21 protein-coding genes and 2 pseudogenes are annotated in these 25,584 nt (G+C 67.5%); 18 read left to right on the top strand and 5 right to left on the bottom strand.

Going from position 1 to position 25,584, the window contains the following annotated elements; all coding sequences use genetic code 11:
* Positions 1 to 28: 28 nt before the first annotated feature.
* A complete protein-coding gene (locus JKL49_RS13345; RefSeq protein ID WP_215341113.1) occupies positions 29 to 1,591 on the top strand; it encodes a long-chain-fatty-acid--CoA ligase in 1,563 nt (520 codons plus the stop codon).
* A 72-nt stretch (positions 1,592 to 1,663) separates the two neighbouring features.
* Here JKL49_RS13345 and JKL49_RS13350 read toward each other — a convergent pair whose 3' ends face one another.
* Positions 1,664 to 3,265 carry a cytochrome P450 gene (locus tag JKL49_RS13350; RefSeq protein ID WP_215341114.1) on the bottom strand — a complete coding sequence of 534 codons (1,602 nt, stop codon included), beginning with the start codon at positions 3,263 to 3,265 and terminating at the stop codon, positions 1,664 to 1,666.
* Here JKL49_RS13350 and JKL49_RS13355 point away from each other — a divergent pair.
* From JKL49_RS13355 to JKL49_RS13375, 5 genes are all read left to right on the top strand, one after another.
* On the top strand, positions 3,264 to 3,560 hold the full coding sequence (locus JKL49_RS13355; protein WP_215341115.1) for a helix-turn-helix domain-containing protein: 297 nt from the start codon (positions 3,264 to 3,266) through the stop codon (positions 3,558 to 3,560). The two genes, JKL49_RS13350 and JKL49_RS13355, sit on opposite strands and share 2 nt — an antisense overlap.
* Before the next feature lie 288 nt (positions 3,561 to 3,848).
* Entirely contained in the window at positions 3,849 to 4,262 is a 414-nt protein-coding gene (locus JKL49_RS13360; RefSeq protein WP_215341116.1) for a type IIL restriction-modification enzyme MmeI, read from the top strand.
* A complete protein-coding gene (locus tag JKL49_RS13365) occupies positions 4,259 to 4,756 on the top strand; it encodes a hypothetical protein (RefSeq protein ID WP_215341117.1) in 498 nt (165 codons plus the stop codon). Before JKL49_RS13360 ends, JKL49_RS13365 begins: the two co-directional genes overlap by 4 nt.
* Positions 4,753 to 5,496, top strand: coding sequence for a hypothetical protein (locus JKL49_RS13370; protein ID WP_215341118.1), 744 nt, complete (start codon positions 4,753 to 4,755; stop codon positions 5,494 to 5,496). The genes JKL49_RS13365 and JKL49_RS13370 overlap by 4 nt, the downstream gene beginning before the upstream one ends.
* Positions 5,497 to 6,009: 513 nt before the next feature.
* Positions 6,010 to 6,387 carry a nucleotidyltransferase family protein gene (locus JKL49_RS13375; protein ID WP_215341119.1) on the top strand — a complete coding sequence of 126 codons (378 nt, stop codon included), beginning with the start codon at positions 6,010 to 6,012 and terminating at the stop codon, positions 6,385 to 6,387.
* A 378-nt stretch (positions 6,388 to 6,765) separates the two neighbouring features.
* Here the strand turns inward: JKL49_RS13375 and JKL49_RS13380 are convergent, their stop codons facing one another.
* Positions 6,766 to 7,800, bottom strand: coding sequence for a LacI family DNA-binding transcriptional regulator (locus tag JKL49_RS13380; RefSeq protein WP_347340383.1), 1,035 nt, complete (start codon positions 7,798 to 7,800; stop codon positions 6,766 to 6,768).
* 96 nt (positions 7,801 to 7,896) lie between these two features.
* Between JKL49_RS13380 and JKL49_RS21415 the strand changes: the two are divergent.
* From JKL49_RS21415 to JKL49_RS13390, 3 genes and pseudogenes are all read left to right on the top strand, one after another.
* Positions 7,897 to 8,124, top strand: a pseudogene (locus JKL49_RS21415) (UxaA family hydrolase); the annotation flags it as partial.
* A gap of 99 nt (positions 8,125 to 8,223) precedes the next feature.
* Positions 8,224 to 8,502: pseudogene (locus JKL49_RS21420) on the top strand (altronate dehydratase); the annotation flags it as partial.
* Between the two features lie 80 nt (positions 8,503 to 8,582).
* Positions 8,583 to 9,878 carry a mannitol dehydrogenase family protein gene (locus tag JKL49_RS13390; protein WP_347340384.1) on the top strand — a complete coding sequence of 432 codons (1,296 nt, stop codon included), beginning with the start codon at positions 8,583 to 8,585 and terminating at the stop codon, positions 9,876 to 9,878.
* A gap of 18 nt (positions 9,879 to 9,896) precedes the next feature.
* Here JKL49_RS13390 and JKL49_RS13395 read toward each other — a convergent pair whose 3' ends face one another.
* Complete coding sequence (locus tag JKL49_RS13395) at positions 9,897 to 11,225, bottom strand: pectate lyase family protein (protein WP_215341122.1); 1,329 nt, start codon at positions 11,223 to 11,225, stop codon at positions 9,897 to 9,899.
* 141 nt (positions 11,226 to 11,366) lie between these two features.
* Here JKL49_RS13395 and JKL49_RS13400 point away from each other — a divergent pair, with 141 nt between their 5' ends.
* The 4 genes from JKL49_RS13400 to JKL49_RS13415 all read left to right on the top strand — a co-directional run bounded on the left by JKL49_RS13400 (position 11,367) and on the right by JKL49_RS13415 (position 17,842).
* A complete protein-coding gene (locus JKL49_RS13400) occupies positions 11,367 to 12,176 on the top strand; it encodes a 2-keto-4-pentenoate hydratase (RefSeq protein WP_215341123.1) in 810 nt (269 codons plus the stop codon).
* A gap of 82 nt (positions 12,177 to 12,258) precedes the next feature.
* Positions 12,259 to 13,542, top strand: coding sequence for an MFS transporter (locus tag JKL49_RS13405; RefSeq protein WP_215341124.1), 1,284 nt, complete (start codon positions 12,259 to 12,261; stop codon positions 13,540 to 13,542).
* Positions 13,543 to 13,654: 112 nt separating this feature from the next.
* Entirely contained in the window at positions 13,655 to 14,911 is a 1,257-nt protein-coding gene (locus JKL49_RS13410) for a cytochrome P450 (RefSeq protein WP_215341125.1), read from the top strand.
* Positions 14,912 to 15,307: 396 nt separating this feature from the next.
* The gene (locus tag JKL49_RS13415; RefSeq protein ID WP_215341126.1) at positions 15,308 to 17,842 is read left to right on the top strand and encodes a TonB-dependent receptor; all 2,535 of its coding nucleotides are present in this window, start codon (positions 15,308 to 15,310) and stop codon (positions 17,840 to 17,842) included.
* 67 nt (positions 17,843 to 17,909) lie between these two features.
* Here JKL49_RS13415 and JKL49_RS13420 read toward each other — a convergent pair whose 3' ends face one another.
* The gene (locus tag JKL49_RS13420) at positions 17,910 to 18,635 is read right to left on the bottom strand and encodes a dienelactone hydrolase family protein (protein WP_215341127.1); all 726 of its coding nucleotides are present in this window, start codon (positions 18,633 to 18,635) and stop codon (positions 17,910 to 17,912) included.
* Between the two features lie 15 nt (positions 18,636 to 18,650).
* Entirely contained in the window at positions 18,651 to 19,421 is a 771-nt protein-coding gene (locus JKL49_RS13425) for an SDR family NAD(P)-dependent oxidoreductase (protein WP_215341128.1), read from the bottom strand.
* A 122-nt stretch (positions 19,422 to 19,543) separates the two neighbouring features.
* Between JKL49_RS13425 and JKL49_RS13430 the strand changes: the two genes are divergently transcribed.
* The 5 genes from JKL49_RS13430 (at position 19,544) to JKL49_RS13450 (ending at position 25,582) form a co-directional block, all read left to right on the top strand.
* Positions 19,544 to 21,043 carry an FAD-linked oxidase C-terminal domain-containing protein gene (locus tag JKL49_RS13430; RefSeq protein ID WP_215341129.1) on the top strand — a complete coding sequence of 500 codons (1,500 nt, stop codon included), beginning with the start codon at positions 19,544 to 19,546 and terminating at the stop codon, positions 21,041 to 21,043.
* A complete protein-coding gene (gene glcE / locus JKL49_RS13435) occupies positions 21,021 to 22,070 on the top strand; it encodes a glycolate oxidase subunit GlcE (protein WP_215341130.1) in 1,050 nt (349 codons plus the stop codon). The genes JKL49_RS13430 and glcE overlap by 23 nt, the downstream gene beginning before the upstream one ends.
* Complete coding sequence (gene glcF / locus JKL49_RS13440; protein ID WP_215341131.1) at positions 22,071 to 23,288, top strand: glycolate oxidase subunit GlcF; 1,218 nt, start codon at positions 22,071 to 22,073, stop codon at positions 23,286 to 23,288. It begins immediately after the preceding gene.
* A gap of 95 nt (positions 23,289 to 23,383) precedes the next feature.
* Positions 23,384 to 24,595, top strand: coding sequence for an acyl-CoA dehydrogenase family protein (locus JKL49_RS13445; protein WP_215341132.1), 1,212 nt, complete (start codon positions 23,384 to 23,386; stop codon positions 24,593 to 24,595).
* A 237-nt stretch (positions 24,596 to 24,832) separates the two neighbouring features.
* Positions 24,833 to 25,582, top strand: a complete 750-nt coding sequence (locus JKL49_RS13450; RefSeq protein ID WP_215341133.1) for an aminoacyl--tRNA ligase-related protein — start codon at positions 24,833 to 24,835, stop codon at positions 25,580 to 25,582.
* Positions 25,583 to 25,584: the final 2 nt, after the last annotated feature.

Here is a 25,584-nt window from a genome sequence, read left to right on the forward strand (position 1 = left end):
CCTGCCAAACCTGGGGGGAGACCACGACATGTACGGCCTGGCCGAAATGCTCAACAGCGCCGCCCGCGGCCGTCCGGGCGGACCCTCCACCCGCTTTTCCGGCCGCGCCCGCACCTGGAGCGAGACGCGAGAGCGCGTGGCGCGCCTGGCCGGCGCGCTGAAGTCTCTCGGCGTCACCCCCGGCGACCGGGTGGCGATCCTGGCGCTGAACAGCGACCGCTATACCGAGTTCCTGTCGGCGGTCTGGTGGCTGGGCGCCGCCGTGGTGCCCATGAACATCCGCTGGACCGCCGCGGAGCACGCCTATTCCCTCAAGGACAGCGGGGCGCGCGTGCTGTTTGTCGACGCCACCTTCGCCGGCATGGCGGCGGGCCTCACGCAAGCCTGCCCTGAGCTTACGACCCTGGTCCTCTGCGAGGACGGCCCGGCGCCGGGCGACATGCTGGCCTATGAGGACCTGCTGGCCGCCGCCGCGCCGTCCCCCGACGCCCAGGCCGGCGGCGAGGACCTGGCCGGCCTCTACTACACCGGCGGCACCACGGGCTTCCCCAAGGGCGTGGTGATCCCCCACCGGGCGCTCTGGTACAACAACATGCTCTGCGCCAAGGTGCTGGAGATGGAGCCCGACGACGTCGTCCTGCATGCGGCGCCCATGTTCCACATGGCCGACAGCTGCCTGGGCGGCGCGGCCTCCCTGGTCGGCGCGGCCCACACCTATGTGCCGCGGTTCGAGCCGGAGGCGGTGATGGCCGCCATCGAGGCGCAGGGGGTCACCCACACCGTCATCGTCCCCACCATGATCGCCATGCTGCTGAACCACCCGGCCTTCGCCACCGAGCGGCTCGCCTCCCTGCGGGTGATCGGCTACGGCGGCTCATCCATCGCCCGCGGCGTCCTGGCCGACGCGCTCACCAAACTGCCCCATGTCCGCTTCGTGCAGGTCTATGGCCAGACCGAGATGGCGCCGGTGCTCACCTCGCTCCATCCCAGCTACCACACCCTGGAGGGCCCCCGCTCGGGCAAGCTCGCCGCCGCCGGCCGCGTGGCGCCGGGCTGCGAGGTGCGGATCGTCGACGAGGCGGGCCACGACCTCCCCACCGGCCAGGTGGGCGAGGTCATCGCGCGGGGCCCCGGCATGATGCACGGCTACTGGAACCAGCCCGACCAGACCGCCGCCACCATCAAGCACGGCTGGGTCCACACCGGCGACGGCGGCTATCTCGACGCGGACGGCTTCCTGTTCATCGTCGACCGCCTGAAGGACATGATCGTCACCGGCGGCGAGAACGTCTTCACCGCCGAGGTCGAGAGCGCGCTCTCCACCCACCCCGCCGTCGCCGAGGTCGCCGTCATCGGCATCCCCAACGACCAATGGGGCGAGGAGGTCCACGCCATCGTCGTCCTGCGCCCAGGCCTGGAGGTCGCCGAGCCCGCCCTCCTGGCCCACTGCGAAGACCTCCTGGCCAACTACAAGCGCCCCCGCAGCGTCACCTTCCGCGCCGAAAGCCTGCCGCTTTCCGGGGCCGGAAAGGTGCTCAAGCGCGACCTCCGCGCCCCCTTCTGGGCGGGGCGCGAACGCGGCGTGAACTAACCGGCGCCGCCCTCGAGACATCGCGCGCGCGGCCGCCAACCCGGTCCTGACGCCCCCAAATTGACCGGGTTGTCAGCCGCGCAGTTCAAGCTTTTCCAGGCCTCGGAAGAAGGGCAGCGAGCGCCATGCCGGCTTCGCGTCCGGCTCGGCGAAACGCAGGTTCGGGAAGCGTTCGAACAGGGCCAGCAGCGCCACCTGCGCCTCCAACCGCGCCAGCGGCGCGCCGATGCAGATGTGCGCACCGCCGCCGAACGCGACATGCGGCACGTGCTTGCGGGTGATATCGAAGCGGTGTGGATCGTCGAACGCGGCGGGATCGCGGTTGGCGCCGCGCAGCGACACGACCATCGATTGGTGCGCCTTTACGGGACACCCGCTCACGGCCATGTCGCGCGACGCGATGCGGGCGGTGATGTCCACCGGTGGCTCGTAGCGCAGAACTTCCTCGACGGCGGCTTTGATCAGGCTCGGATCGGCGCGCAGCTTGGCGAGCTCGCCGGGGTTGAGCAGGAACAGGCGCACGCCGTTGCCGATGAGATCGGTGGTGGTGAGATTGCCGCCCACCAGCAGCGCGGTCAGGTTGATGCGCAATTCCTCGTCAGAAAGGTTCGCGCCCTGCGCCTGCAGCCGCGCCATGTCGGAGATCAGATCGTCCTGCGGCGCCTTGCGGCGGGCCTCCAGCATCTCCGTGAAATAGTCGCTCAGCGCCGCGCTGGCCTTCTCCATCCGCACCGTGGCTTCCGGCGTGCGCATCGGGTTCAGCGACTGGATCACGTCTTCGGACCAGGTGCGGAATTCACCGAGGCGGGAAGGATCGACACCCAGGATGGCGGCGATCACGTCGATCGGGATCGGCACGCAGAACGTGTCCATCAGGTCGAAGCTGTCGCGGCCTTCCAGCCGGTCGAGCGAGACCTTCACGATCCGCTCGACCTCCGGCCGGAATTTGGCGACGCGCGCGTAGAGCGCCTGCGTGAGCGGCCCGCGCACGCGGGCGTGGTCGGGATCGTCCAGCATCAGGATGCTGGTGGAGTGCGAGCGCGGCGTGGCGGGATCGTAATTCTCCAGCAACCGCCTCTGCATCATGGAGGCTTCCTCGGCGTGCAGCGGATCGCGCCACAGCGTGCGGTCAGACACCAGCGCCCGGACATCGGCGTGGCGGGAGACCACGAAGGCGCCGGCCATGTCGTCGCGATGCACAGGGCTCTGCGTGCGCAGCGCGTCCAGCAGCACGTGCGGATCGTCACGGAAGGCCGGGTTAAGCGGTGTCAGCTGCAGCAGGCTCGGCGTGTCGGCCATGGTCGTCTCTCTCAATTGTCTGACATGTTCGCCGAACCGTACCACACGAAAGGCTCGCATCGGCGTGTCGTCCGAGACAGGGATCGCGCGAATAGGGATTACGGTGACATCGCACTTAACGCCGTCGGGAGCTGAGAGCTGGCGCAAATGCACGGTCACCGGAATACCGGCGGGCGTGAAAGGTTGAGGCGAGTTGCCGAAGCGATCCCTGAAATTCAGGAGAATTTCCTGAAGCGTCACCTTAACTGCCGTCTGCGACCTCATGAGGATACGGTATTGCCGCACCATTCCCTTGCGTTGAGTGCGGCATTGCCGTATATAGAAGATATGGACAAGGCGCTCCACACCGTCGCTTTCACGGCCGGATACGGACATGAGTGACATCGAGAACGTCGACCGCATCTTGAGCGGCCTGGCCGAAGTGGCTGACATCGAAGCCGGTCGCACCGCACCGGCGCGGGTCTTCGTCCCGGTGGACGTCGACGTGAAGGCCATCCGCGGGACGCTGGGTCTATCCCAGAGCGCGTTCGCCATGATGTTTGGATTTTCGCTGGGCGCCGTGCAGGACTGGGAGCAAAGGCGTCGGAAGCCTGACCCCGCCGCCCGGATGCTCCTGCGGGTGATCGAGCGGGAGCCGGCCGCGGTGATGCGGGCGCTGGCGGACGCATAGACTGAGCAGATCCCGCACGCTCCGGTCGTTACGGTGGCGTTACGGTGACACTGTGTGAATTGCATCGTTCCCAACGCCCTTCGGGCCCAACGAGGCCGAAGCGGAGAGCATTTCCGCGCACGATGGGATCAATCTATTTCATGCAGTGTCACCGTAACCCAGAGTAAGGCGCCGATCCGAAGGCCCCAAACAGCGGTGAAAGGTGACCAAACGGTCGTCCGCTTGCCACTCCGCCCACAACGTCTAGGTTGAACCGCGCTCCAGTTCAGCGTGCGGGGGAAGATCAGCTTGGAAGTCGAGGCGTTCATTCGACGCTGGTCGAATCTCGAAGGCGGCGCGGAGCGCGCCAACTACGCCATGTTCCTCACCGAGCTGTGCACCGTCCTGGGCGTCGACCAACCCAACCCGGCCGGCAGCGATCGAGCCGCCAACGACTACGTCTTCGAACGCGTTGTGAAGCCGCGCCTCAGCGAGGCCTCCACCGCCCCCAAGCGCATCGACCTGTACAAGAAGAACGCCTTCATCCTGGAGGCCAAGCAGTCCCGCCTGCCCGGCAAGAAGAACGCCATCGCCGGCCAGGCCAGCCTGTTTGCGGAAGCCGAAGAGGCCCCCGCCCGCAGCACCACCGTGCGGGGCTGGGACGTGATGATGCAGAACGCGCGCAAGCAGGCCGAAGGCTACGCGGCGCGGCGCGCGGCGTGACTACTGCGGCCGACATCGATGCGCTGTTGGCCGCGCCAAAGACCCTGGGCGGCGAGCCGCGCTGGGCGCGGGACGACACATCGGCGGTCGTCAAACTGGTCGCGCCTTTGTCGACCGCTGGCGTTTTGGGCGGTCTGATCCTTCACGCTCACGCGACCTTGCAGACGACGCCCCAGAGGGGCGGCTGTGCGCTAATCTACCAAGACAAACCCATCCAGCGGCTCTCCATCCTTCCCGACCATGCGCATCACAATCCCTTCAGGCCGTCCGCCCCAGCGGAACTTCGTGGTCTCACCCTCCCCGCCGATGCGAGCCGGCTGCATGCCTGGACGCACAACCGGGCTTGGCCGCGCGTTGGCGGCGACAACCTTCCTTTCGCCGAACCCTTGTCGATCGAGGTCGCATCAATCGCCGAGGGGCTAACGATCTTTTTGGCCCTGTGCGGTATAGAGTGTGTCCTCCCGCCTCCGCCCTGGGAGCCGAGACTGCTGTGAGCCTGATCTTCGATCTCAAAGACGTTCTGAACGCCGTGGCTGCCGAGCCTGACGTTTCCACGCGCGTGGAAACCACCACGCTTCTGCCTGGCGGCGGGGTCGCCACCGTCTCGGTTCGCCCGGCTGGCGACAGCTTCGTGGTGTCCGACGATGGCGCGGCGCGCGAGACGATGCTGTCCCTGGGGTTGGCCGATTTCACGCGTGGCGACGCTCGCCGTGCGCGCGAGATAGCGCAGGCGCGCGGCCTGTCGTTCGAGCGGGACACGTTCATGCTTCAGGGTGTCGGACCCGATCAAATTGGCGCCGCGATCGCCTATGTCGCCGATGCGACGCGCACCCTGGTCGCCGAGGCCCTGGAAGCCCGAACACGGCGCAGCCAGCGTGATCTCGTCAGCCGGACTATCGACCGCCTACACGAACTCCTTCCGAGTGCGACCGTGGATGCCGAACGCGAACTTCTCGGCGCCAGCACCAAGGCGCACCGGTTCGACCTGGTCATGAGCCTTCCGGGGGACCGCTACGCGGTCTTCCAGACGGTGACCCCGTCACCCGCCTCCATCGCCCCGGCGCACCTCAAGCTCTACGATCTGCGCCAAGCCCACGCCGACTGGCCCCGCGAGGTGGTCGTTGAGGATCTCTCGGCATGGCCCAGCGAGGACCTCGCCATCATGCAGCAGGTCGCCGATCACGTGCGCGACTTCAAAGCGCCCTGGAACGATCTGCGCCAACTCGCGGCCTGACGCCTCATATTCCCGCCCCCGTCATCCTAGGCCTTGTGCCTAGGATGACGGACGTGGGAATAGTTGCAATTACGGTGACATTGTATGAAATCAGTCGCCGCTTCCACACCTCCCAAATCCCATGCCAAGCCCAAAGCCCCGCCCCACGGCTCGGTCAAGGACCGGCCTGCGGCCGGCCGCGCCGCGGCGGCGCGCCAGCGCCGTCCTTGAGGGAGGCGTGGGGCGGGGCTCTGCTTCTCGGCGGGGTTCGGCATTCGTGCTAGGGGATCAGCGGCGCTGAGGACGACGAGGACCTGGCATGACGCCGCACGACATTCCCGAGACCAAACACCTCGGCTCCGCCAAGGAGGTCCGTGAGACCATAGATGCGCTGGTCCGGCGTCTCGCGGCCCTCCCGCACCCGGCAGCGGTCGAAGCTCGGGACACCGAACCGCTCCCCGAACACCCGGGCCTCTGAGACGCACCCGCCCACCTGTGCTAAACTCCAGCCTCGACCTCACCCGGAGGCGCGTCATGCACGCCGACATCGCCCGCCAGGATTTCGCGACGCTCTGCCGACGCCACGGGGTGGCGCGGCTGGAGGTGTTCGGCTCGGCGGCCCGGGGCGACGACTTCGATCCGGCCCGCAGCGACGCCGATTTTCTGGTGACCTTCGCGCCCGGCTTCAAGCTGGCGGCGTTCAGCGATCTGAAGGCCGACCTGGAAGACCTGCTCGGCCGGCCCGTGGATCTGGTGGAGCGCGAGGCCGTGGAGGCCAGCCGCAACTTTATCCGCCGCCGCCGCATCCTGTCCGAGGCCCAGCCGGTCTATGGCAAACGGTCCAATTCCTCCCGGCAGGAGGCGTCCTTGCACCTGGCCCAAACGACTGAGGCGCCGCCCCACACGCTCTGACTTAGGTAGATAAACACGGCCGCCCCCGTCTCGCCCCGGCACACAGCGGTCACCGACGCAAACCCAGATTGGCTAACGGACAGGTCCGAGATCTCGACATTCTCGTGTCTACCGCAGCGCGAGGAGCTCTGAAAAGGGGGCTGCCCCATCGCCAGGTTGCCGCCCTCCTCAGGGAACCCGCACTCTGTTCGGGTCAGGCAGCTAGTGACAATGTCCTTGGCTCTCCAGGCGTGGAACTGACGGCGAAAGTCATCCCTCGGCGCGAGGTAAACAAAGGTGGCGGCGCCTGCGAGCAAGGCCAGGAGAACGAGAAGCGTGGCGACAACCCCCGCGATCAACATGGCTCTCGCCACTAGGACCTCCCCTGACTGCAAAATGCTAAGGCGCCTTGGCGCTCGACCCCCGCACCACCAGCTGCGGCTGCACCTCGTGGGCGTCGGCGCGCTTCTCGCGCAGGGCATTGGGCACCAGCATTTCGCCGGCCATCCGGCCCATGTCGCGCAGGGGCAGCCGCACCGAGGTCATGGGGGGCCAGAGGCGCACGGCGATGGGGGCGTCGTCGTAGCCGACGACGGAGACGTCCTCGGGGATGCGCAGGCCCGCTTCCCGGGCGGCGGTGTAGACGCCGGTGGCCATCTCGTCGTTGAGGCAGAAGACCGCCGTGGGGCGGGCCTCCAGGGCGAAGAGGTCGTGGGCGGCGGCCACACCGCTCTCATAGGTATAGGCGCCGATCTTGGCGAGGTCGGGGGCCAGCGTCAGGCCGGCCTCGGCAAGGCCTTCCTCAAAGCCCTTCCGGCGCTCGATAGAGCTGCGGAAGGTGGGGGGGCCGGAGATCAGGGCGATGCGGGTGTGGCCGAGGTCGGCCAGGTGGCGGGCGGCCTGGGCGGCGCCGCGGCCATCGTGGCTGACCAGCATGCGGTCGGGCTCGTCGAGGGCGACGGAGCCGATGCGCACATAGGGGACGTCCAGCTCGCGCAGCAGGGCGGCCAGTTTCTCGTCCTCGGAGACCGGCGAGGGCAGGACGACGGCGAACAGTTTCTGGCGCTCCACAAAGTCGCGCATGTCGTCGAGCAGCTTCGGGGAATTGCGGTCCACCGGGCGGACCACCAGCTCGAAGCCGGAGCCGGCCATGGCGTCCAGCAGGCCCTGCTGGTGGCTGATGGTGTGCTGGGGGTTGGGGTTGTCGTAGATCAGCCCCACCAGGAAGGAGCGGCGGAAGGCCAGGCCGCGGGCCTGCGGGTCGGGGACGTAGCCCGTCTCGCGCATGATCTCCAGGACCGCCTTGCGGGTCTCCTCCTTGACGAAGGGGCTTTCGTTGATGACCCGGCTGACGGTCTTCTTCGACACCCCGGCCAGGCGGGCGACGTCGTTGATGGTGTGGCGCTTGGCGGCGCCGGGCTCGCGTGTCGCCACGGGGGTGATTTCCTCTGTCTTGTCCCGATGTCATAACCTGCGCGTCGTGGTCGCGCCACCTATCGCGACGGCGATGACACCGGTATCATGGGGGCCATGAGCAGCCTGTTGCGCATCGATCCGCGGGACGACGTGGCCACCGCCTTGGTGGGACTTCAAGGGCCACTTGTTGTCGACGGTTGGCCGGTGAACGCCGACATCCCCGCGGGCCACAAAGTCGCGCTGCGCAAGGTGTTGGCGGGGGCGCCGGTGCGCAAGTACGGCTGGCCCATCGGCCATGCGCGGGTGGACATCGAGGCCGGCGACCACGTGCACAGCCACAATCTGGCGACGAACCTCTCGGGGCTGGAGGAGTACCGTTATCTTCCCTCCGTGGCGGCCGACATGTTGGCCGAAGACCTGACCTTCGACGGCTACCGGCGGGCCGACGGCCGGGTGGGGATCCTGTTCACCACCGGGCGCGGCACGCCCCTGGGCTTACCGGCGCCGACCCTGAAGATCGCCACCAATTCCAGCCTGGCCCAGCGCAAGCCGCGCTGGATCGACTTCGACGCCGGGCCGATCGCCACCGGCCTGGACATGGCTGCCGCCGCCGACGCCCTGATGGCCACGGTCCTGGCCACCGCCTCGGGCCGCGCGACCCGGGCCGAGGAGAACGGCGAGCGGGAGATCGCGCTGTGGAAGCACGGGGTGACGCTGTGAGGCTCTCGGGCGCGACACTTTCCCTTGTGAAGCAAGGCGTTGCGGTCCCGAGTTACGACCGCGCCAAGGCTAAGATCTGCGTGGTCCATTTCGGCCCAGGGGCCTTCCACCGCGCCCACCAGGCCTGGTACTTCGACGAGATGCTCGGCGCCGGCCACGACCTCGCCGTGGCGCCGGTCGCCCTACGCAGCGGCGGGGTGCGCGCAGCCCTCGCCCCTCAGGACGGGCTCTACGTGCTGGCGACCCGGGAGGCTCAGCCCAGCTACCGGGTGATCGGATCCCTTAAGGCCGTACTGACTGCTTCGGAGACGCCGGAAGCGGTGTTCGCCCACCTGATGACCGCCCGGCTGGTGACGGCGACGGTGACCGAGAAGGGCTATTGCCTGGCGCCCTCCGGCGACCTCGACCTGGCCCACCCCGACATCATCCACGACCTGGCCCGGCCAGCGGTCCCGGTGAGCCTGATCGGCTGGCTGGCCGAGGGCCTGTCGCGCCGCCGCGTCGCTGGCCTCGCGCCCTTCGTGACCCTGTCCTGCGACAACCTCTCGGACAATGGCGGCAAGCTAGGGCGGGCTGTGGTGACCTTCGCCCGGGCCCTGGGGGACGAGGCCCTGGCCGACTGGATCAAGGGGGAGGCGGTGTTCCCCAGCAGCATGGTGGACTCCATCACGCCCGCCACCGACGACCTGCTACGCGCCGAGGTCGAGGCCGCCACGGGCCTGACGGACGCCTGGCCGGTGCAGCGGGAGGGCTTCATCCAGTGGGTCGTCGAGGACCGGCTGGGCGACCTCTCGCCCGCCTTCGCCGCCGCCGGGGTGACCCTTGCCGCCGACGTCGCGGCTTTCGAGCGCGCCAAGCTGCGGCTGCTGAATGGCGCCCACTCGACACTGGCCTATGCGGGCCTGCTGAAGGGTCACGAGACGGTGAGCCAGGCCATGGCCGATCCGGACCTGGCGGCCTTCGTCGAGGCCATGATGGTCGAGGACATCGCCCCGACCCTCAAGCCCACGCCGGACCTGGACGTGCCCGCCTATATCGACGCCATCCTCGCGCGCTTCCGCAATCCGGCTATCGTCCACAAGCTGTCGCAGATTGCTTGGGATGGCTCGCAGAAGCTGCCCGTCCGCATCCTGGAAACCACCGCCGACGCCCTGGCGGCAGGCCGCTCCGTGGCGCGGCTGGCGGTTCCGGTGGCGGCCTGGATGAAGTTCATCGAAAGCCGCGATGGCCAGGAGATCGTTGACCCTTTGGCCGCCCAGTTCGCCGGCCGCAGGGGCGTCGAGGCCTTCCTGGCCCTGCCGGCGATCTTCCCGCCAGTGCTGGTGCGAAACGCAATCTGGCGCGACGCCGTCGAGGCTGCCTACACCAGCCTATAGCCGAGACGCCGGACGCCTCTAGGTCCCTTTCGCCTTGGAGCTGGAGTCCAGCACATCGGACCGCTTGGGGGTCATGTCGGTGAGGTTCCAGTCGGCCTCGTTGAACGGTTTAGCCGTCGGCTTGGGATGCGGATAGCCGTGCAGGGCCTGCTCGGAATCGATGATCGTCCCACGCCCTTCGGCCACGTCGGCCAGCAGCCGGACATCGTCATAGTCCCGGTCCCAGGGCCGCGCGCCGGCGTTCATCAGGACCGACTTCTGCACGTCCACCGCCGCGATCGGCTTGAAGCCTTGCGGCCAGGTCGGCGGCGTCTTGGTCTCGATGATCCTGGCCGGTCCGGTGGTGTAGCGGCCCAGCATCGGCAACGGCCGGCCGATGCGGTCCACGGCGATGTTGTCGCGGGCGAAGTACTCGACGTCCCCATCACCGCCCAGTTCGAAGAACGCCACCTGGTCGGGGGTGGAGATGCCGGCCCGCATGGCGTTGCCGACGGCCACGATCTGGCCGGTCTGGTAGGGGTGATCGCCCCACTCATTGGCCTGCAGGTTGTAGTGCAGGATCCGCTGGCCCGGATCGAAGATCAGGTTGTTGGCCATCACCGCGCGCACCCCGCCCTTGAACAGGGCGTTACGCTCATAGTTGTGGGCGTAGAGGTTGCCGACGATCAGCAGGTCGCTCGCATTGTCGTGGATCAGGCTACCCTTGGAATGCTCGATCTTGGCATGGGTCGAATAGGCCAGGCTCTCGGCGATGATGTTGTTGGAATAGGTGATGCGGTGGCTGGTGGCCGCCCGCCAGTCGTCGGGGGTCTTGCCCACGAACCGGAGGCCCGAGACCGAGAGGTTCTCATCGGTGGCCCAGGTGAAGGTGCAGTGGTCGACGATGACGTTGTAGGCCCCGCTGACCGTGGAGAAGGCGTCCTCTTCCCAGCCGCTCTTCTTGGGCTGGCCGGCCTCGCCGGGGCGCACGCGGATGTGCTGCATCACCACGTCATGGGCAGAGACGTCCATGCCGCCGCGGATCAGGGTTATGCCCGGGGACGGCGCGGTCTGTCCGGCGATGGTGACGAAGGGCTCCTCCACCTTCAGGGTCTTGCGGTCCAGGTCGATGACCCCGCCCACCTCGAAGACGATGATGCGCGGCCCCTTGGCCTCCAGGGCCTCCCGGAACGAGCCGGGGCCCTCGGACGCCAGCGTCGTGACCTTGATGATCCGCCCGCCGCGCCCGCCGGGGGTCGCGGCCGCCCACCCTTGCGCCCCGGGGAAGGCCAGCGGCTCGGCGGCCTGCGCAGAGCCGGCGGCCAACAGGATCGAAAACGCCGCGACCGCGGCCAGGCGGATGCCCATGGAAGCTCTCCCTGACGTCCCCGAAAATTGCACATTTGGGACTTGATTTGAAAATGACACCGGTTTCCTTTAGAGACAACAGCGCCTTTCGAGGGCGAGCGGGTGGGGAGATGATTTCGCGTGAGCGTTCCGGCGGCAAGCATGGCCGATGGCTTTCCCACGGACGACGTGGCGGCGCGGTTTGTCCGCGCCCGGCGTTCGGCCGCCGCCCTTCCCGACTATCCCGGCCCCGTGCCCAGCGACCTTGCCACCGGGTACCATATCCAGGACGCGGCCCTGAAATTGTGGCCTGACGAGGTCATTGGCTGGAAGGTTGGACGGGTGCCCCTCGAGCATGAGGAACGGCTGCAGGCCAACCGCATCTTCGGCCCGGTGTTCGCCAAGTCCCTGTGGCATGTGAAGCCCGGCGACGTGACTCCGTTCCCGGTGTTCGTGGGTGGGTTCGCGGCGGTGGAGGCCGAGTATGTGGCCCGCATCGCCCACGACGCGCCCGCCGACAAGCTGAGCTGGACGACGAAGGAAGCCGCCGAGCTGATCGGCGCCCTGCACATCGGCATGGAGCCGGCGGGCAGCCCCCTGGCCAGCATCAATATCCTGGGGCCCACCGTGGTGGTCTCCGACTTCGGCAACAACGCCGGCCTGATGGTGGGCGCGGAGATCGCCGGCTGGAAGGCCATGCGCCTCGAGGACCTCCGCTGCGAGACGGTGATCGAGGGCCAGGTGGTGGGACAGGGCGGCGCCTTCATCCTGCCGGGCGGCCCGGTGGAATCCATTCGTCTGCTGGCCGAGAACACCGCCCGGCGCGGCCGTCCGCTGAAGGCCGGCATGTACATCTGCACGGGCGCGGCGGCGGGCATCCACGACATCGTGGCGGGGCAGAGCGGCGCCGTGCGCTTTGACGGCCATGGCGAGATCGCGTGCCTGGCCTATCCGGCCAAGCCCGCCACCTGACGAGATAATCTCTCGCGCTTGGCGACGGCACGGGGGTCCAAGAGATGTCGCCAAGGCGAAGAAACAAAAGGGCGTTCTGTCCATGACCACCTCCATCGACACCGGCCCCGCCGTCGCGGGCGGCGAGATGACGCGCCGCCGCTGGGTGATCTGCGCCCTGCTCTTCACCGCCGTGGTGATCAACTATGTCGACCGGCAGATGCTGGGGGTGCTCAAGCCCTTCATGTCCAAGGAGATGGGTTGGAGCGAGACCGACTACGCCGACATCGTCTTCTATTTCCAGGCGGCCTACGCGGCCTCCTACCTGCTGTTCGGGGCCTTCGTGGACCGGGTGGGCGCCAAGATCGGCTACGCCACGGCCTTCATCATCTGGCAGCTGGCCCACATCGCCCATGCCGGCGCCACCAGCCTCAACCAGTTCTTCCTAGTGCGCATGGCGCTGGGCGTCGGCGAGGGCGGCAACTTCCCGGGCGGGGTGAAGGCGGTCACCGAGTGGTTCCCCAAGAAGGAGCGCGCCCTGGCCACCGGAATCTTCAACGCCGGCTCCAATATCGGAGCGGTGATCACCCCCTTGCTTGCGCCGATGATCATGCTGGCCTTCGGCTGGCGGGCGGCCTTCATCGTCACAGGGGTCATCGGCCTGCTGTGGATCATCGCCTGGCTGATCATGTACCGGTCGCCGGAGAAGGAGGCGAAGGTCAACGCCGCCGAGCTCGCCCACATCCGCTCGGACCCCGAGGATTCCGACCAGAAGGTCAGCTGGCTGAAGGTCGCGGGCAAGCGCGAGACCTGGGCCTACGCGCTGGGCAAGTTCCTGATCGATCCGGTCTGGTGGATGCTGCTGTTCTGGCTGCCGGACTATTTCAAAAAGACCTTCGAACTGGACGTCACCACCTTCGGCCTGGTGCTGGCGGCGGTCTACCTGATCTCCGATGTCGGCAGCGTCGGCGGCGGCTGGATGTCCTCGCAGTTGATGAAGGCCGGGCGCAGCCTGAACTTCTCACGCAAGATCACCATGCTGCTCTGCGCCTTCGCCACCCTGCCCTACTTCTTCATCAACCAGATTCACGACCTGTGGACCGCGACCGCCGTCGTCGGGCTCGTGGCCGCCGCGCACCAGGCCTTCTCGGCCAACCTCTACACCCTGCCGGGCGATGTCTTCCCGCGCAGTGCGGTGGGCTCGGTCATCGGCATCGGCGGGATGCTGGGCGGCATCGGCGGCATGGTGATGGCCAAGTCCGTGGGCCAGGTGCTGGAGCACGCCGGCGGCTATGGCCCGATCTTCGCGGTCTGCGGTTGCCTCTACTTCGCCGCCCTGCTGGCGGTGCACGTACTGTCGCCAAGGCTCGCCCCGGCCAGGATCTAGGTAATTGCGGCCCGGTTCGAGCGCGCACGAGATCTTGTGACGCCGCGGAGTCTTCTCAAGTTGACGCCTGCGTCATTTTCGGCCAATGGGCTAGGCAACCGGAGGACTGCACATGAGCGACGGATCGATCGACCTGAACAGCGACGCGCGCGCCAAGGTCTATGCGACGCCCCTGGAGCTGCTGGACCCGGCCCAGCCCGAACTGTTCCGCCAGGATGCGCACTGGGCTCTGTTTGAGCGCCTGCGCAAGGAAGACCCCGTCCACTACACCGCCGACCACGAGTTTGGTCCGTACTGGTCGATCACCAAGTACAACGACATCATGACCGTGGACACCAACCACGAGGCCTTCTCCTCCGAAGGCGGCATCACCATCGCCAACCAGACGGCCGGCGAAGGCCCCCTGCCGATGTTCATCGCCATGGACCCGCCCAAGCACGACGTACAGCGCAAGACGGTCAGCCCGGCGGTGTCGCCGATGAACCTGGCGGTCCTGGAGCCGCTGATCCGCGAACGCGCCGCCGCGATCCTCGACAACCTGCCGATCGGCGAGGAGTTCGACTGGGTCGACAAGGTCTCCATGGAACTGACCGCCATGACGCTCGCGACCCTGTTCGACATGCCGCAGGAAGACCGCCGCAAGCTGACCTACTGGTCAGACGTGGTGACCGCCGCGCCGGGCCAGGGTCTGATCGACACCATCGAACAGAAGATGCAAATCTTCGTCGAATACCACGCCTACTTCACCAACCTGTGGAACCAGCGGGTCAACGCCCCGCCGGCCGGCGACCTGATCTCCATGCTGGCCCACGGCGAGGCCACCCGGCACATGGAGCCGCGCGAGTACTTCGGCAATGTCGTGCTGCTGACCGTCGGCGGCAACGACACCACCCGCAACACCATCACCGGCTCGGTCCTGGCGCTGAACCAGAACCCCGACCAGTACAAGAAGCTGCGCGAGAACCCGGGCCTGATCCCGTCGATGGTGTCGGAGACCATCCGCTGGCAAACCCCGCTGGCCCACATGCGCCGCATCGCGACGCGGGACTTCGAGATCGGCGGCAAGACCATCAAGGCCGGCGAAAAGGTGGTCATGTGGTACGTCTCGGGCAACCGCGACGACGAGGTGATCGAGAACCCGAACGCCTACATCATCGACCGCGAACGTCCCCGCCAGCACATCTCCTTCGGCTTCGGCATCCACCGCTGCGTGGGCAACCGCCTGGCCGAACTCCAGCTCAAGATCATCTGGGAAGAGATCCTGGCGCGCTTCCCCGACATCCAGGTCGTGGGCGAGCCGAAGCGGGTCTATTCGAGCTTCGTGAAGGGCTACGAGAGCATGAAGGTGGTCATCCCTTCCCGTTACTGAAGACCTCGAACTTCTGACAGTATCGCACAATAAAGGCGCCGCTCCCCGATATGGGGGGCGGCGTTTCGCTGTCATGTTCTAAACGGTTCAAATCCCGTCCCCGACTGTGCTTTTCGGAATCTTGTTCACATAACACCGTTCCGCACTCCTGAAGATTTACCAAGGTGGCACTTGATGTAACGTCGTTTTATTGACGTAGATGCACAATAATATGCGCGTTTTTCACCTCATAGCGGGTAAGACAATTACCCAAGGTCAAGTGCATCGTTGTTTTTAAACACAAACTGACCTCTATCCGAACACCGTTCGAGTCTGCTAATTCGAACTATTGCCGCCGAGAGCCGTACAAGAGCTCCGGGTGCGTTGGGAGGTACTAGGATGAGGAATTCTCTGCTTATGCGGAGCGCGCTGGTCGCCGGCGTCTCCGCCGTCGCCCTGGCTTGCGCCAGTTCGGCCATGGCGCAAGCCGGCGCCGCCCCGGTCCAGATCGAGGAATTGGTGGTCACCGCTGAAAAGCGTGAAGCCAGCCTGCAGGACGTGCCGGTTTCGATCACGGCCTATACGAGCGAAAAGCGCGACCTGCTGGGCGTCGCGACCGTCGAGGATCTGGCGCGGATGACGCCCAGCCTCAGCTACACCAACAACGACCGCCTCTCGATCCGCGGCTTTGGTCGTCTGACCAACTCCATCGGCACCGACCCGTCGGTGGCGCTGTATTCGGACGGCATCTTCTCCAACTCCATGGCCGACGCCTCGACCCCGTCGCTGTTCATCGAGCGGACGGAAATCCTGCGCGGGCCCCAGGGCACGCTGTACGGCCGCAACTCCATCGGCGGCGCGCTGAACATCATCGGCAAGCGCCCGACCGAGGACTTCAACGGCGAAGTCCGCGCCACCGTGGGCAACTACGGCGCCTGGCGCACCGACGCCCTGGTCCGCGGCTCCGTCGTCGACCACCTGCGCTTCCTGCTCGGCGGTTCGCTGGAACGCCGTGACGAAGGCTACATCCACAACAACGGCACGGCCGGCGATACCGGCGGGGTCAAGCGCTACATGCTGGAAGGCCAGCTCGAAGCCGATCTCGGCGAGAACATCGTGGCGCGCGTCCGCTATACGAAGTTCGACTGGGACGACAGCTACGGCGTCGGCAACATCTTCGAGAGCACCATCTCGCCCTACGACACCACCGCCCTGGTGGGTCTGGGCAACCCGGCGCTGTATTACAACGCCACCCTGGGCTTCACCGGGACCAACCCGGCGATCGCCGACCCCTACACGATCAACACCAACCGCACGAACTACGGCAAGCTGTCGGACCATAACCGCCTGCAAGTCGATGTGACCTGGGATCTCGGCGACCTGACGGTGAAGTATCTGGGCGGGTTCCAGTCCTACACCTACGACACGGGCGGTGATCAGGACGGCACCGCGCGCACCGGCAACTTCAGCGTTCCGGCCGCGACCCCGTTCGGCGCCTATACCGCCGCCAACGTCTCCCCCGACCAGGCCTTCTTCTATCAGGAGCGCCAGAAGTGGTTCTCCAACGAGATCAACGTCTCCACCAACTGGGACGGCCCGCTGCAATTGATCGGCGGCGTCTATCAGTACCATCAGACCTATGATCAGCCGCAGGGCCTGCGGGTGCTCGGCGATCCGTCGGTGCAGAACCCCATCAACCTGGCCACCGGTGGTCCGGCCGCGCCGAACCCCGAGGGCAACTACCTGAAGGTCGACGGCCATCTGGAGGTCGACTCCTACGCCGCCTTCGCCCAGGCCGACTGGGAGTTCGCCGACACCTGGAAGCTGACCGGCGGCATCCGCTACACCAAGGACGAAAAGACCGGCACCGACTTCGCCCGCTACGTCTCGCGGTCCCCCACGACCACGACCGTGCTGGCTCTGGGTGGCGTTCCTGGCGCCATCGGCGGTCAGGCGGCTGTCGACTTTACCACCTTCGTGGTCTGCGGCGGCGCCACGATCGCCTCGTGCCTGTCCAACCCGCTCTACGCCAACGTGACCCAGCTGCCCACCGGCGGCCTGCAGCGCAATCTGTCGGGGTCATGGGACGCGGTCAGCGGCACCCTGGGCATCCAGTGGCAGCCTGACTCCGACACCAACGCCTACCTGCGCTACAGCCGCGGCTATAAGTCGGGTGGTTGGGTGGCCTCCAACGGCCTCTCGCCGCAGCCCTATGCCGATCCGGAATATGTCGATAGCTACGAGCTCGGCCTCAAGAAGACCTGGGGCGGCCGCCTGCAACTGAACAGCTCGCTGTTCTACAACGACTATCAGGGCTTCCAGACCCCGCTCAGCGTCGTGCTGAACCCGACCACGGGCTCCACCGGCACCCAGTTCCTGAACCTCGACGCCGAGGTCTATGGTCTGGAAGTCGAAGGCCAATGGTCGCCGATCGACAACCTGGTGCTGTCGGCCAGCTACGCCTATCTCCACACCGAGATCACCAAGGGCTGCTGCTTCGTCGACACCACCGACCCCAAGGCCCTGCAATCGGGCGCCCGCCCGGTGGCTCCGGTCGCGGTCGGCTCGACGACGAAGAACCAGACCCTGGTGGGCAATCAGATGCCCCTGGCGCCTGAGAACAAGTTCAACCTGAACGCCAACTACACCTGGCAGTTCGACGCGGGCTCGCTCACCGCCGGCGCCAGCTACACCTATACCGACGATCAGCAGACGACGATCTTCGCCTCGCCGCTCTACACCTCGCCCTCCAACAACATCGCCGACGCGCGACTGCTGTGGAAGGACGGTCAAGACCGCTTCACCATCATCGGGTACGTCAAGAACCTGACCGACGAAGTGGCCTATCAGAGCTCGACCCCGACGGTCCCGTCGCCGCAGGTGGGCAACCGCCGCACGGTGAAGCTGAACTTCCCGCGCACCTACGGCGTGGAGCTGCAATACCGCTTCTAAACCGCGGCTTCTCCTTCCGCGAAAACGACTGGGGCGGCGCCGATTTCGGCGCCGCCCTTTTTCGTGGCTAGAGGTTGCGCTTGAAGAGCGCCAGCAGACGTTCCCAGTGGCGTTCGGCGGCGGGCTTGTCGTAGGCGGCGCGCTGCGGGAAGGCGAAGCCGTGGTGGACGCCGGGATAGATCTCCACCTCGCCCTTGACCTGGTTGGCGGTGACCGACTGGCTGAGCGCCTCGACCATCTCCAGCGGCGCATAGGGGTCGATCTCGGCGCAGGCGAAATAGACCTCGCCCTGCACCTTCTGGGCGGCCAGGTGGGGGCTGTCGTGGGCGTCGGTGACCAGGGAGACGCCGTAGATCGAGGCGGCCGCCTTCACCTTATCCGGATGGTAGGCCGCGGCGTTGATGGCGTACTGGCCGCTCATGCAGTAGCCCACCGCGCCCATGGGCCCCTTGCTGGCGGCGGGATCGGTGTCGATGTGGGCCAGAAGCGCGGCGGTGTCGGACATGATCAGGGCGATGTTGATGGACGCCATCAGGTCGAACATCTGCTTGCGCTCCGCCTCGGTGGCGAAGCCCGCCAGCTCCAGGACACCGGACCGGTAATAGAGATTGGGCAGCACCACATAGTAGCCCGAGCTGGCCAGCCGCCGGGCCATGTCGCGCAGCTCCTCGCGGATGGCCGGGGCGTCCATGTAGAACAGGATCACCGGGTGCGGCCCGTCCCGCTCGGGATGGACGATGAAGGTGGTGGTCGCCCCGTCCGGGGTGGCGATCTCGAGGGTCTGTTCGATCATGGCGCGCCGGGCTCCCTAGAAGTTCACGCGGGCGCTGATGGCGCCGTCCACGAGCATGTTGATGCCGGTGGTGAAGGCCGAACGCGGGCTGGCCAGGAAGACGGTGGCGGCGGCCACTTCTTCCGGGGTCGCCATGCGGCCGGTCGGGTTGCGCTTGATCATCTGGTCGAAGAAGGCCGGCATGCCCGCCTTCACGTTGCCCCAGACGCCGCCCTCGAAGAACACGGTGCCCGGCGAGACCACGTTGCAGCGGATGTGCTTGGCGGCGCCTTCCTTGGCCAAGCCCTTGGCGTAGTGGATCTGGGCGGCCTTCATGGCGCCGTAGGCCGAGGCGCTGGTGGCCTCGGCGGCCGACACCGACGAGGTGATGACCATGCAGGCGTCGCCCCTGGTCTCGGCGGCCATTTCCAGGAACGGCTTGGCGGCCTCGAAGGCGTTGACCGCCCCCATCAGGTCGATGTCGAACATCGCCTTCCAGTCGGCCTCGCGGGCGCCCTGAACCAGCGCGCTGGCGTTGGAAACCAGGATGTCGATGCCACCCAGGGTCTCGCCAGCCTTGGTGACGAAGGCCTTCAGGGCCGGGCCGTCGGCGATGTCGACCACGTCGCCCCAGGCGTTGACGCCCTTGGCCTTCAGGGCCGCGACGGTCTCGGCCACCTGGTCGGCGTTGCGGGCGCAGATGGCGACATTGGCGCCCTCCTCGGCGAACAGGTCGGCGATCGCCCGGCCGATGCCCCGCGTCGCGCCGGTGACCACCGCCGTCTTGCCCTTGAGTTGCAGATCCATCGCCGTCTCCCGTTTTGATTTGTTGCGACCTTTCTAGCGCGGGCGGCGCGAGCCGCGAGGTCTTTCTGACGCGGGTGCTCCAAGTGATTGACGCCCCTGCGGCGCCCGGACCAAGAAGGGTGATGCTCGATCAGTTCGACGCCCGCCTCGACGCCGATTTCCCGCCCGTCGATCCCGTGCGCCTGATCGCGGCGCTCAAGCCCCTGTTGCCGCCCGAGAACCTGAAGACGCAAGCTGAGGCCCTGCGGCCCTACGAGACCGATGGCCTGGCCGCCTACCGCTCCCTGCCCGCGGTTGTGGCCCTGCCCGAGACGGTGGAGCAGGTGCAGGCGATCCTGCGGGTCTGTTGGGAATTGGGCGCGCCGGTGGTGGCGCGCGGCGCGGGCACGGGACTGTCGGGCGGCGCCCTGCCCTATCCCGGCTGCGTGCTGCTCAGCCTGGCCAAGTTCAGCGCGATCCTGGAGATCGACGCCCTGGCGCGGACCGCGCGCGTCCAGCCCGGCGTGCGTAACCTGGCGATCTCCGAGGCCGTGGCGCACCTTGGCCTCTTCTACGCCCCCGACCCTTCTTCCCAGATCGCCTGCTCGATCGGCGGCAATGTCGCGGAGAACGCCGGAGGGGTTCACTGCCTGAAGTACGGCCTGACGGTGCACAACCTGCTGAAGCTGGAGATGGTGACCCTGGAGGGTGAGGTGCTGCACCTGGGCTCGGACGCCTACGACGCGCCGGGCTTCGACCTCATGGCCCTGATGACCGGGTCCGAGGGCCTGCTGGGGATCGTCACCGAGATCACCGTCAAGCTGACGCCCCTGCCCGAGACCACCCAGGTGCTGCTGGCGGCCTTCGACGACGTGGCGGTCGCAGCGCAAGCGGTGGCCGAGATCATCGCCGAGGGGGTCATCCCTGCGGGACTGGAGATGATGGACGGCCCGGCCCTGCGCGCGGCCGAGGACTTCGCCCTGGCAGGCTATCCCAAGAACGCCGCGGCCATCCTGCTGTGCGAACTGGACGGCGCCGCCCCCGACGTGGCCGAGGAGATCGCCCGGGTTTCGGCCCTGCTGTCTTCGTGCGGCGCGACCGAGGTGCGGCTGGCCCGCGACGAGGACGAGCGCAAGCGGTTCTGGGCCGGGCGCAAGGGCGCCTTTCCCGCCGTGGGGCGGATCGCGCCGGACTATTACTGCATGGACGGCACGATCCCCAGGCGTGCCCTGCCCAATGTGCTCACCGAGATCACCCGGCTGTCGGAGGTCCATGGGCTGGCGGTGGCCAATGTCTTCCACGCCGGGGACGGCAACCTGCACCCGCTGATCCTCTACGACGCGGCCAAGGAGGGCGACCAGGACGCCGCCGAGGCCCTGGGCGGGGCGATCCTGGAGCTGTGCGTCTCGGTGGGCGGCACCATCACCGGCGAGCACGGGGTGGGGCGCGAGAAGATCAACCAGATGTGCGTGCAGTTCAGCGGCAGCGAGATCGACGCCTTCCACGCCCTGAAGGCCGCCTTCGATCCCAAGGGCCTGCTCAATCCCGGCAAGGCGATCCCGACGCTCGCCCGCTGCGCGGAGTTCGGCGGCATGCACATCCACCATGGGGAACTGCCGTTTGCACACCTCCCCCGGTTCTGACCTTACCGAAGCCATCGCCGAGCGCGTGCGCGCCGGGGGCCCCCTTCGCCTGGAGGGCGGCGGGACGCGGGCCTTCTATGGCCGTCCGGTCCAGGGCGAGGCGCTTTCCTTGGCCGGGCATCGGGGCGTTGTGGACTACGACCCCAGCGAGCTGGTGATCACGGCGCGATGCGGGACACCGGTCGCCGAGATCGAGGCCCTGCTGGCGGGCGAGAACCAGATGCTGGCCTTCGAACCCCCGGTGTTTGGGGTAGCCGGCACCTTGGGCGGCGCGGTGGCCACGGGCATGTCCGGCCCCCGGAGGCCCTTCGTTGGCCCTCTGCGGGACTATGTGCTGGGCGCCCGGCTGATGAACCCGCAGGGCGAGGTTCTGCGGTTCGGCGGCACGGTGTTCAAGAACGTCGCCGGTTTCGACGCCTTCCGGCTGATGGCCGGGTCGCTGGGCTGTTTCGGGCCGATCCTGGAAGTGTCCCTGCGCGTGACGCCCCGGCCACGCGTCGAACGGGCCTTGGTCTTCGAGATGGTGGGCGAGGCGGCCCGGACCTGGGTCACCGGCCTGATGGGCCGCCCCCTGCCCCTGTCCGGCGCCTTCCACGACGGGGCCCGCCTACACCTGCGGCTCTCCGGTGGCGAGGCCGGGGTGGCGGCGACCAAGGCCGAGCTCGGCGGCGAGGATGAAGCGCTGGAGACCTGGGACGCCATCCGGCACATGACCCATCCCGTGTTCGGGGCGCCGGTGCTGTGGCGTGTGTCCCTGCCGCCGACAGGCTCGGCGGAGGGCTTTGCGACCACTGCCTGGGACTGGGCCGGCGGCCAGCGCTGGCTCACCGCCGACGCGGTTGATCCGGGGGTCTGGGAGCGGGCCGCGCAGCTCGGCGGCCACGCCACACTGTTCCGGGGCCAGGCGCCGAACGGCGAGGTTTTCCAGCCGCTTGCGCCCGGTGTCTTCAACCTGCATCGGCGGGTGAAGGCGGCGCTGGATCCGGCGGGGATATTCAACCCCAGCGCCATGTATGGGGGGCTCTAGATGAAGACGGTCATCCAGGGGCCTCTGGCCGGGACCAGCGGCGGCGACATCGCCGCCCAGGCCCTGCGCGCCTGCGTCCATTGCGGCATGTGCAACGCCACCTGCCCCACCTACCAGATCACCGGCGACGAGCTGGATGGGCCGCGCGGCCGCATCTACCTGCTGAAGCAGGCGCTCGAAGGCCAGCCGGTCAGCCAGACGACGCTCAAACACCTCGACCGCTGCCTGAGCTGCCGGGCCTGCGAGACCACTTGCCCGTCGGGCGTCCAGTACCACCGGCTCTACGATATCGGCCGCGAGGCGGTGGTGGAGCAGGTCGGCCGCCCCTGGACCGAGCGGCTGGTCCGGACCGTGATCCGCCGCGTGACCCGATCCGCCGCCCTGCTGGGCCCGGCGCTTACCGTGGGCCGCCTTGTGCGCCCGCTATTGCCGAAGACCCTGAAGGCCAAGGTCACGCCGCGCATCGAGGCCGGGCCCCGCCCGGGCCCGCGCCATGTCCGCCGGATGCTGATGCTCACCGGTTGCGCCCAGGCCGCCGCGGCCCCGCACTTCAACGCCGTCACCGCCCGTGTCTTCGACCGCCTTGGCGTGAGCCTGATCGAAGCCCCGAAGGCCGGCTGCTGCGGCGCGGTCAGCTTCCACCTCGACGCGCCGCACGAGGGCGCCGACGCCGCACGGGCCAATATCGACGCCTGGTGGCCCGACATCGAGGCGGGCGCGGAAGCCCTGGTGGTCAATTCCAGCGGCTGCGCGGCCTTCATCAGGGACTATCCCGACGTCCTGCGCGACGACCCGGCCTATGCGGAGAAGGCCCGCGTCGTGGCGTCCCTGGTGCGCGATCCGATCCAGGTGCTGTCGACAGCCGACCTCGAGGCACGCCGCGCGCCGACCGAACCCCGCATCGCCGTCCACGAGCCCTGCACCCTGCAGCACGGCCTGCGCCTGACCGGGCGGATCGGGACGCTGCTGCGCTCTCTCGGCTACGAACCCCAGCCGGTGGCCGACAGCCATATCTGCTGCGGCTCGGCCGGCGCCTATTCGCTGCTGCAGCCGGAGATGTCGGGCAAGCTGAAGGCCGCCAAGCTGGCCAATCTCAACGCCCGTCAGCCGGCCGCCATTTACACCGCCAATATCGGCTGCTGGATGCACCTGGCGCCGGACTCCACCGCCCCCGTGCGTCACTGGATCGAGGCGGTGGACGAGGTCACGCGGCCCTGATCGCGCCGTTGACAGGCTGCCGCCACGGCAGTCTCATGTCGCGATAAGCGGGCGGGCTCGACCACGCAGGCGCAAAGACATTTAGGGAAACGACCATGGCTGATTTTGGCGGCGCCGATCTCGACGCCTTCCGCGCCCAGGCCAAGACCTGGCTGGCGGAGAACTTCCCCCCGTCCCTGAAGAACCGCAGCGACATCGCAGCCGCCGAGGCGCCGGTCCCCGTCGAGGGCGACTATAAGCTCTGGAAGGAGGCCATGGGCGCCAAGGGTTGGGGCGTTCCCACCTGGCCGTCGGAATACGGCGGCGGCGGCCTGAACAGTTCCGAGGCCCGTGTGCTGCGCGAGGAGATGGCCGCCGTCGGCGCCTGGAACCCCATCGGCGGCATGGGGGTGATGATGTTCGGCCCCACCCTGCTGGAGTACGGCACCGAGGAACAGAAGCAGCGTCACATCCCGCCCATCGTCCGCGGCGAGCTGCGCTGGTGCCAGGGCTATTCCGAGCCGGGCTCTGGATCGGACCTCGCGAGCCTGCAGACGAAAGCTGTCGATAAGGGTGATCATTTCCTCGTAAATGGTTCAAAAATATGGACTTCTGGCGCGCAGTACGCCGACTGGTGCTTTTGCCTGACGCGGACCGATCCCAGCAAGAAGCATGAGGGGATCAGCTTCCTGCTGATCGACATGAAGACGCCCGGAGTCGAGCCGCGGCCGATCCTGCTGATCTCCGGGTCCTCGCCGTTCTGCGAGACCTTCTTCACCGATGTGAAGGTGCCCAAGGAGAACCTGGTGGGGCCACTGAACGGCGGCTGGACGGTGGGCAAACGGCTGCTGCAGCACGAGCGCAACGGCCTGTCGGGGGGCGGCGGCGCGCCGGCGCGAAGCAATCCGGCGGCGCTGCGGGAAATCGCCAAGACGTACATCGGCGTCGACGAAAGCGGCCGGCTGGCCGACCGCGACTTCCGCACCCGGCTGATCGAGCAGGACATGAACGCCCGGGCCTATCAGCTCACCAATGCCCGGGTCGCCTTGGAGGCGCGCAATCAGAACGGGCCGTCCGCAGCGACCTCGATCATGAAGAACGCCTCGTCGAGCATCAATGTGAACCACGCCGAGATGGTGGTGGAGGCCATGGGCTATAACGGCCTGGCCTGGGCCGGCGACGAGTTCAGCGCCGAGGAGCTGGCGGCCGCACGGGCCTTCCTGCGGGTGAAGTCAGGAACCATCGCGGGCGGATCCTACGAGATCCAGAACAACATCATCTCCAAGCGGATCCTGGGTCTGCCCGACACCAACATCCACACCTACTAGGACCCGGCCTGCGAGCGCGTGCGGTTGACCCGCGCGCGCTCGACGCCTAAAGCGCCGCCATGGCCACCTCGACCGTCCCTGTTGCAATGACCGACTTGCGGAGCGTGCTGAACGCCCGCGGCGGCCGAGGTCTGCGCGTCTTCGGATAGACCGCGGGATCAGGCGCAGCCGTTCCTGGGCGATCCGGGGACGTGAAACAACCGCCTGACATTCCCAAATCTATCTGGAGGAGCCGCCGTGCTTTCCCTCTACCAATCCAATGGGTTGGTCCACTGGACCGACCGTGAGATCCGTCTGCGCGACATGATGGCGGCCCACTTCGCCGCCGAGGTCGCAGCCTTCCTGACGACAGCCAACCCCGCCTGGGACATCCGCCGGGTGGAGGCGCCGCAGCTGACGCCGCGCGAGCTGGTGTCGGCGGCCTATGGGCCCGAGGACATCTTCTTCGTCGAGCGGCTGGGCGAGCACGACGGCCAGCTGGTCCTGCGTCCGGAGACCACGCCCTCGACCTACGCCTATATGCAGCACCTGCTGAACAGCCACGCCAAGGTGCGCATGCCGCTCTGCGTGTGGCAGTCCGGCAAGTCGTTCCGCCGCGAGCAGGACCAGGTCAGCAAGCACATGCGGCTCAAGGAGTTCTGGCAGATGGAATTCCAGTGCGCCTACACGGTCGACACCGCCAACGACTACCACGCCGCCAGCCTGGAGCCGGTGCGCCGCATGATCGAGGCCATGGTGCGCCTGCCCACGCGCATCGTGGCGTCCGACCGGCTGCCCGCCTATTCCCAGGTGACCATGGATGTGGAGGTCGACAACGGCGACAAGTGGATGGAGGTCTGCTCCATCTCCCGGCGCACCGATTTCCCGCAAGCCGCCCGCTTCCCCACCAAGGGCGGCGAGGTGCGCGAGGTGGCGGTCCTGGTGCTGGAGATCGCCATCGGGCTCGACCGATGCGTCTACAACTGGTGTGTTGCCGACGCCCGCTGACT

The organism is Phenylobacterium glaciei, from assembly GCF_016772415.1.
Taxonomy (GTDB): domain Bacteria; phylum Pseudomonadota; class Alphaproteobacteria; order Caulobacterales; family Caulobacteraceae; genus Phenylobacterium; species Phenylobacterium glaciei.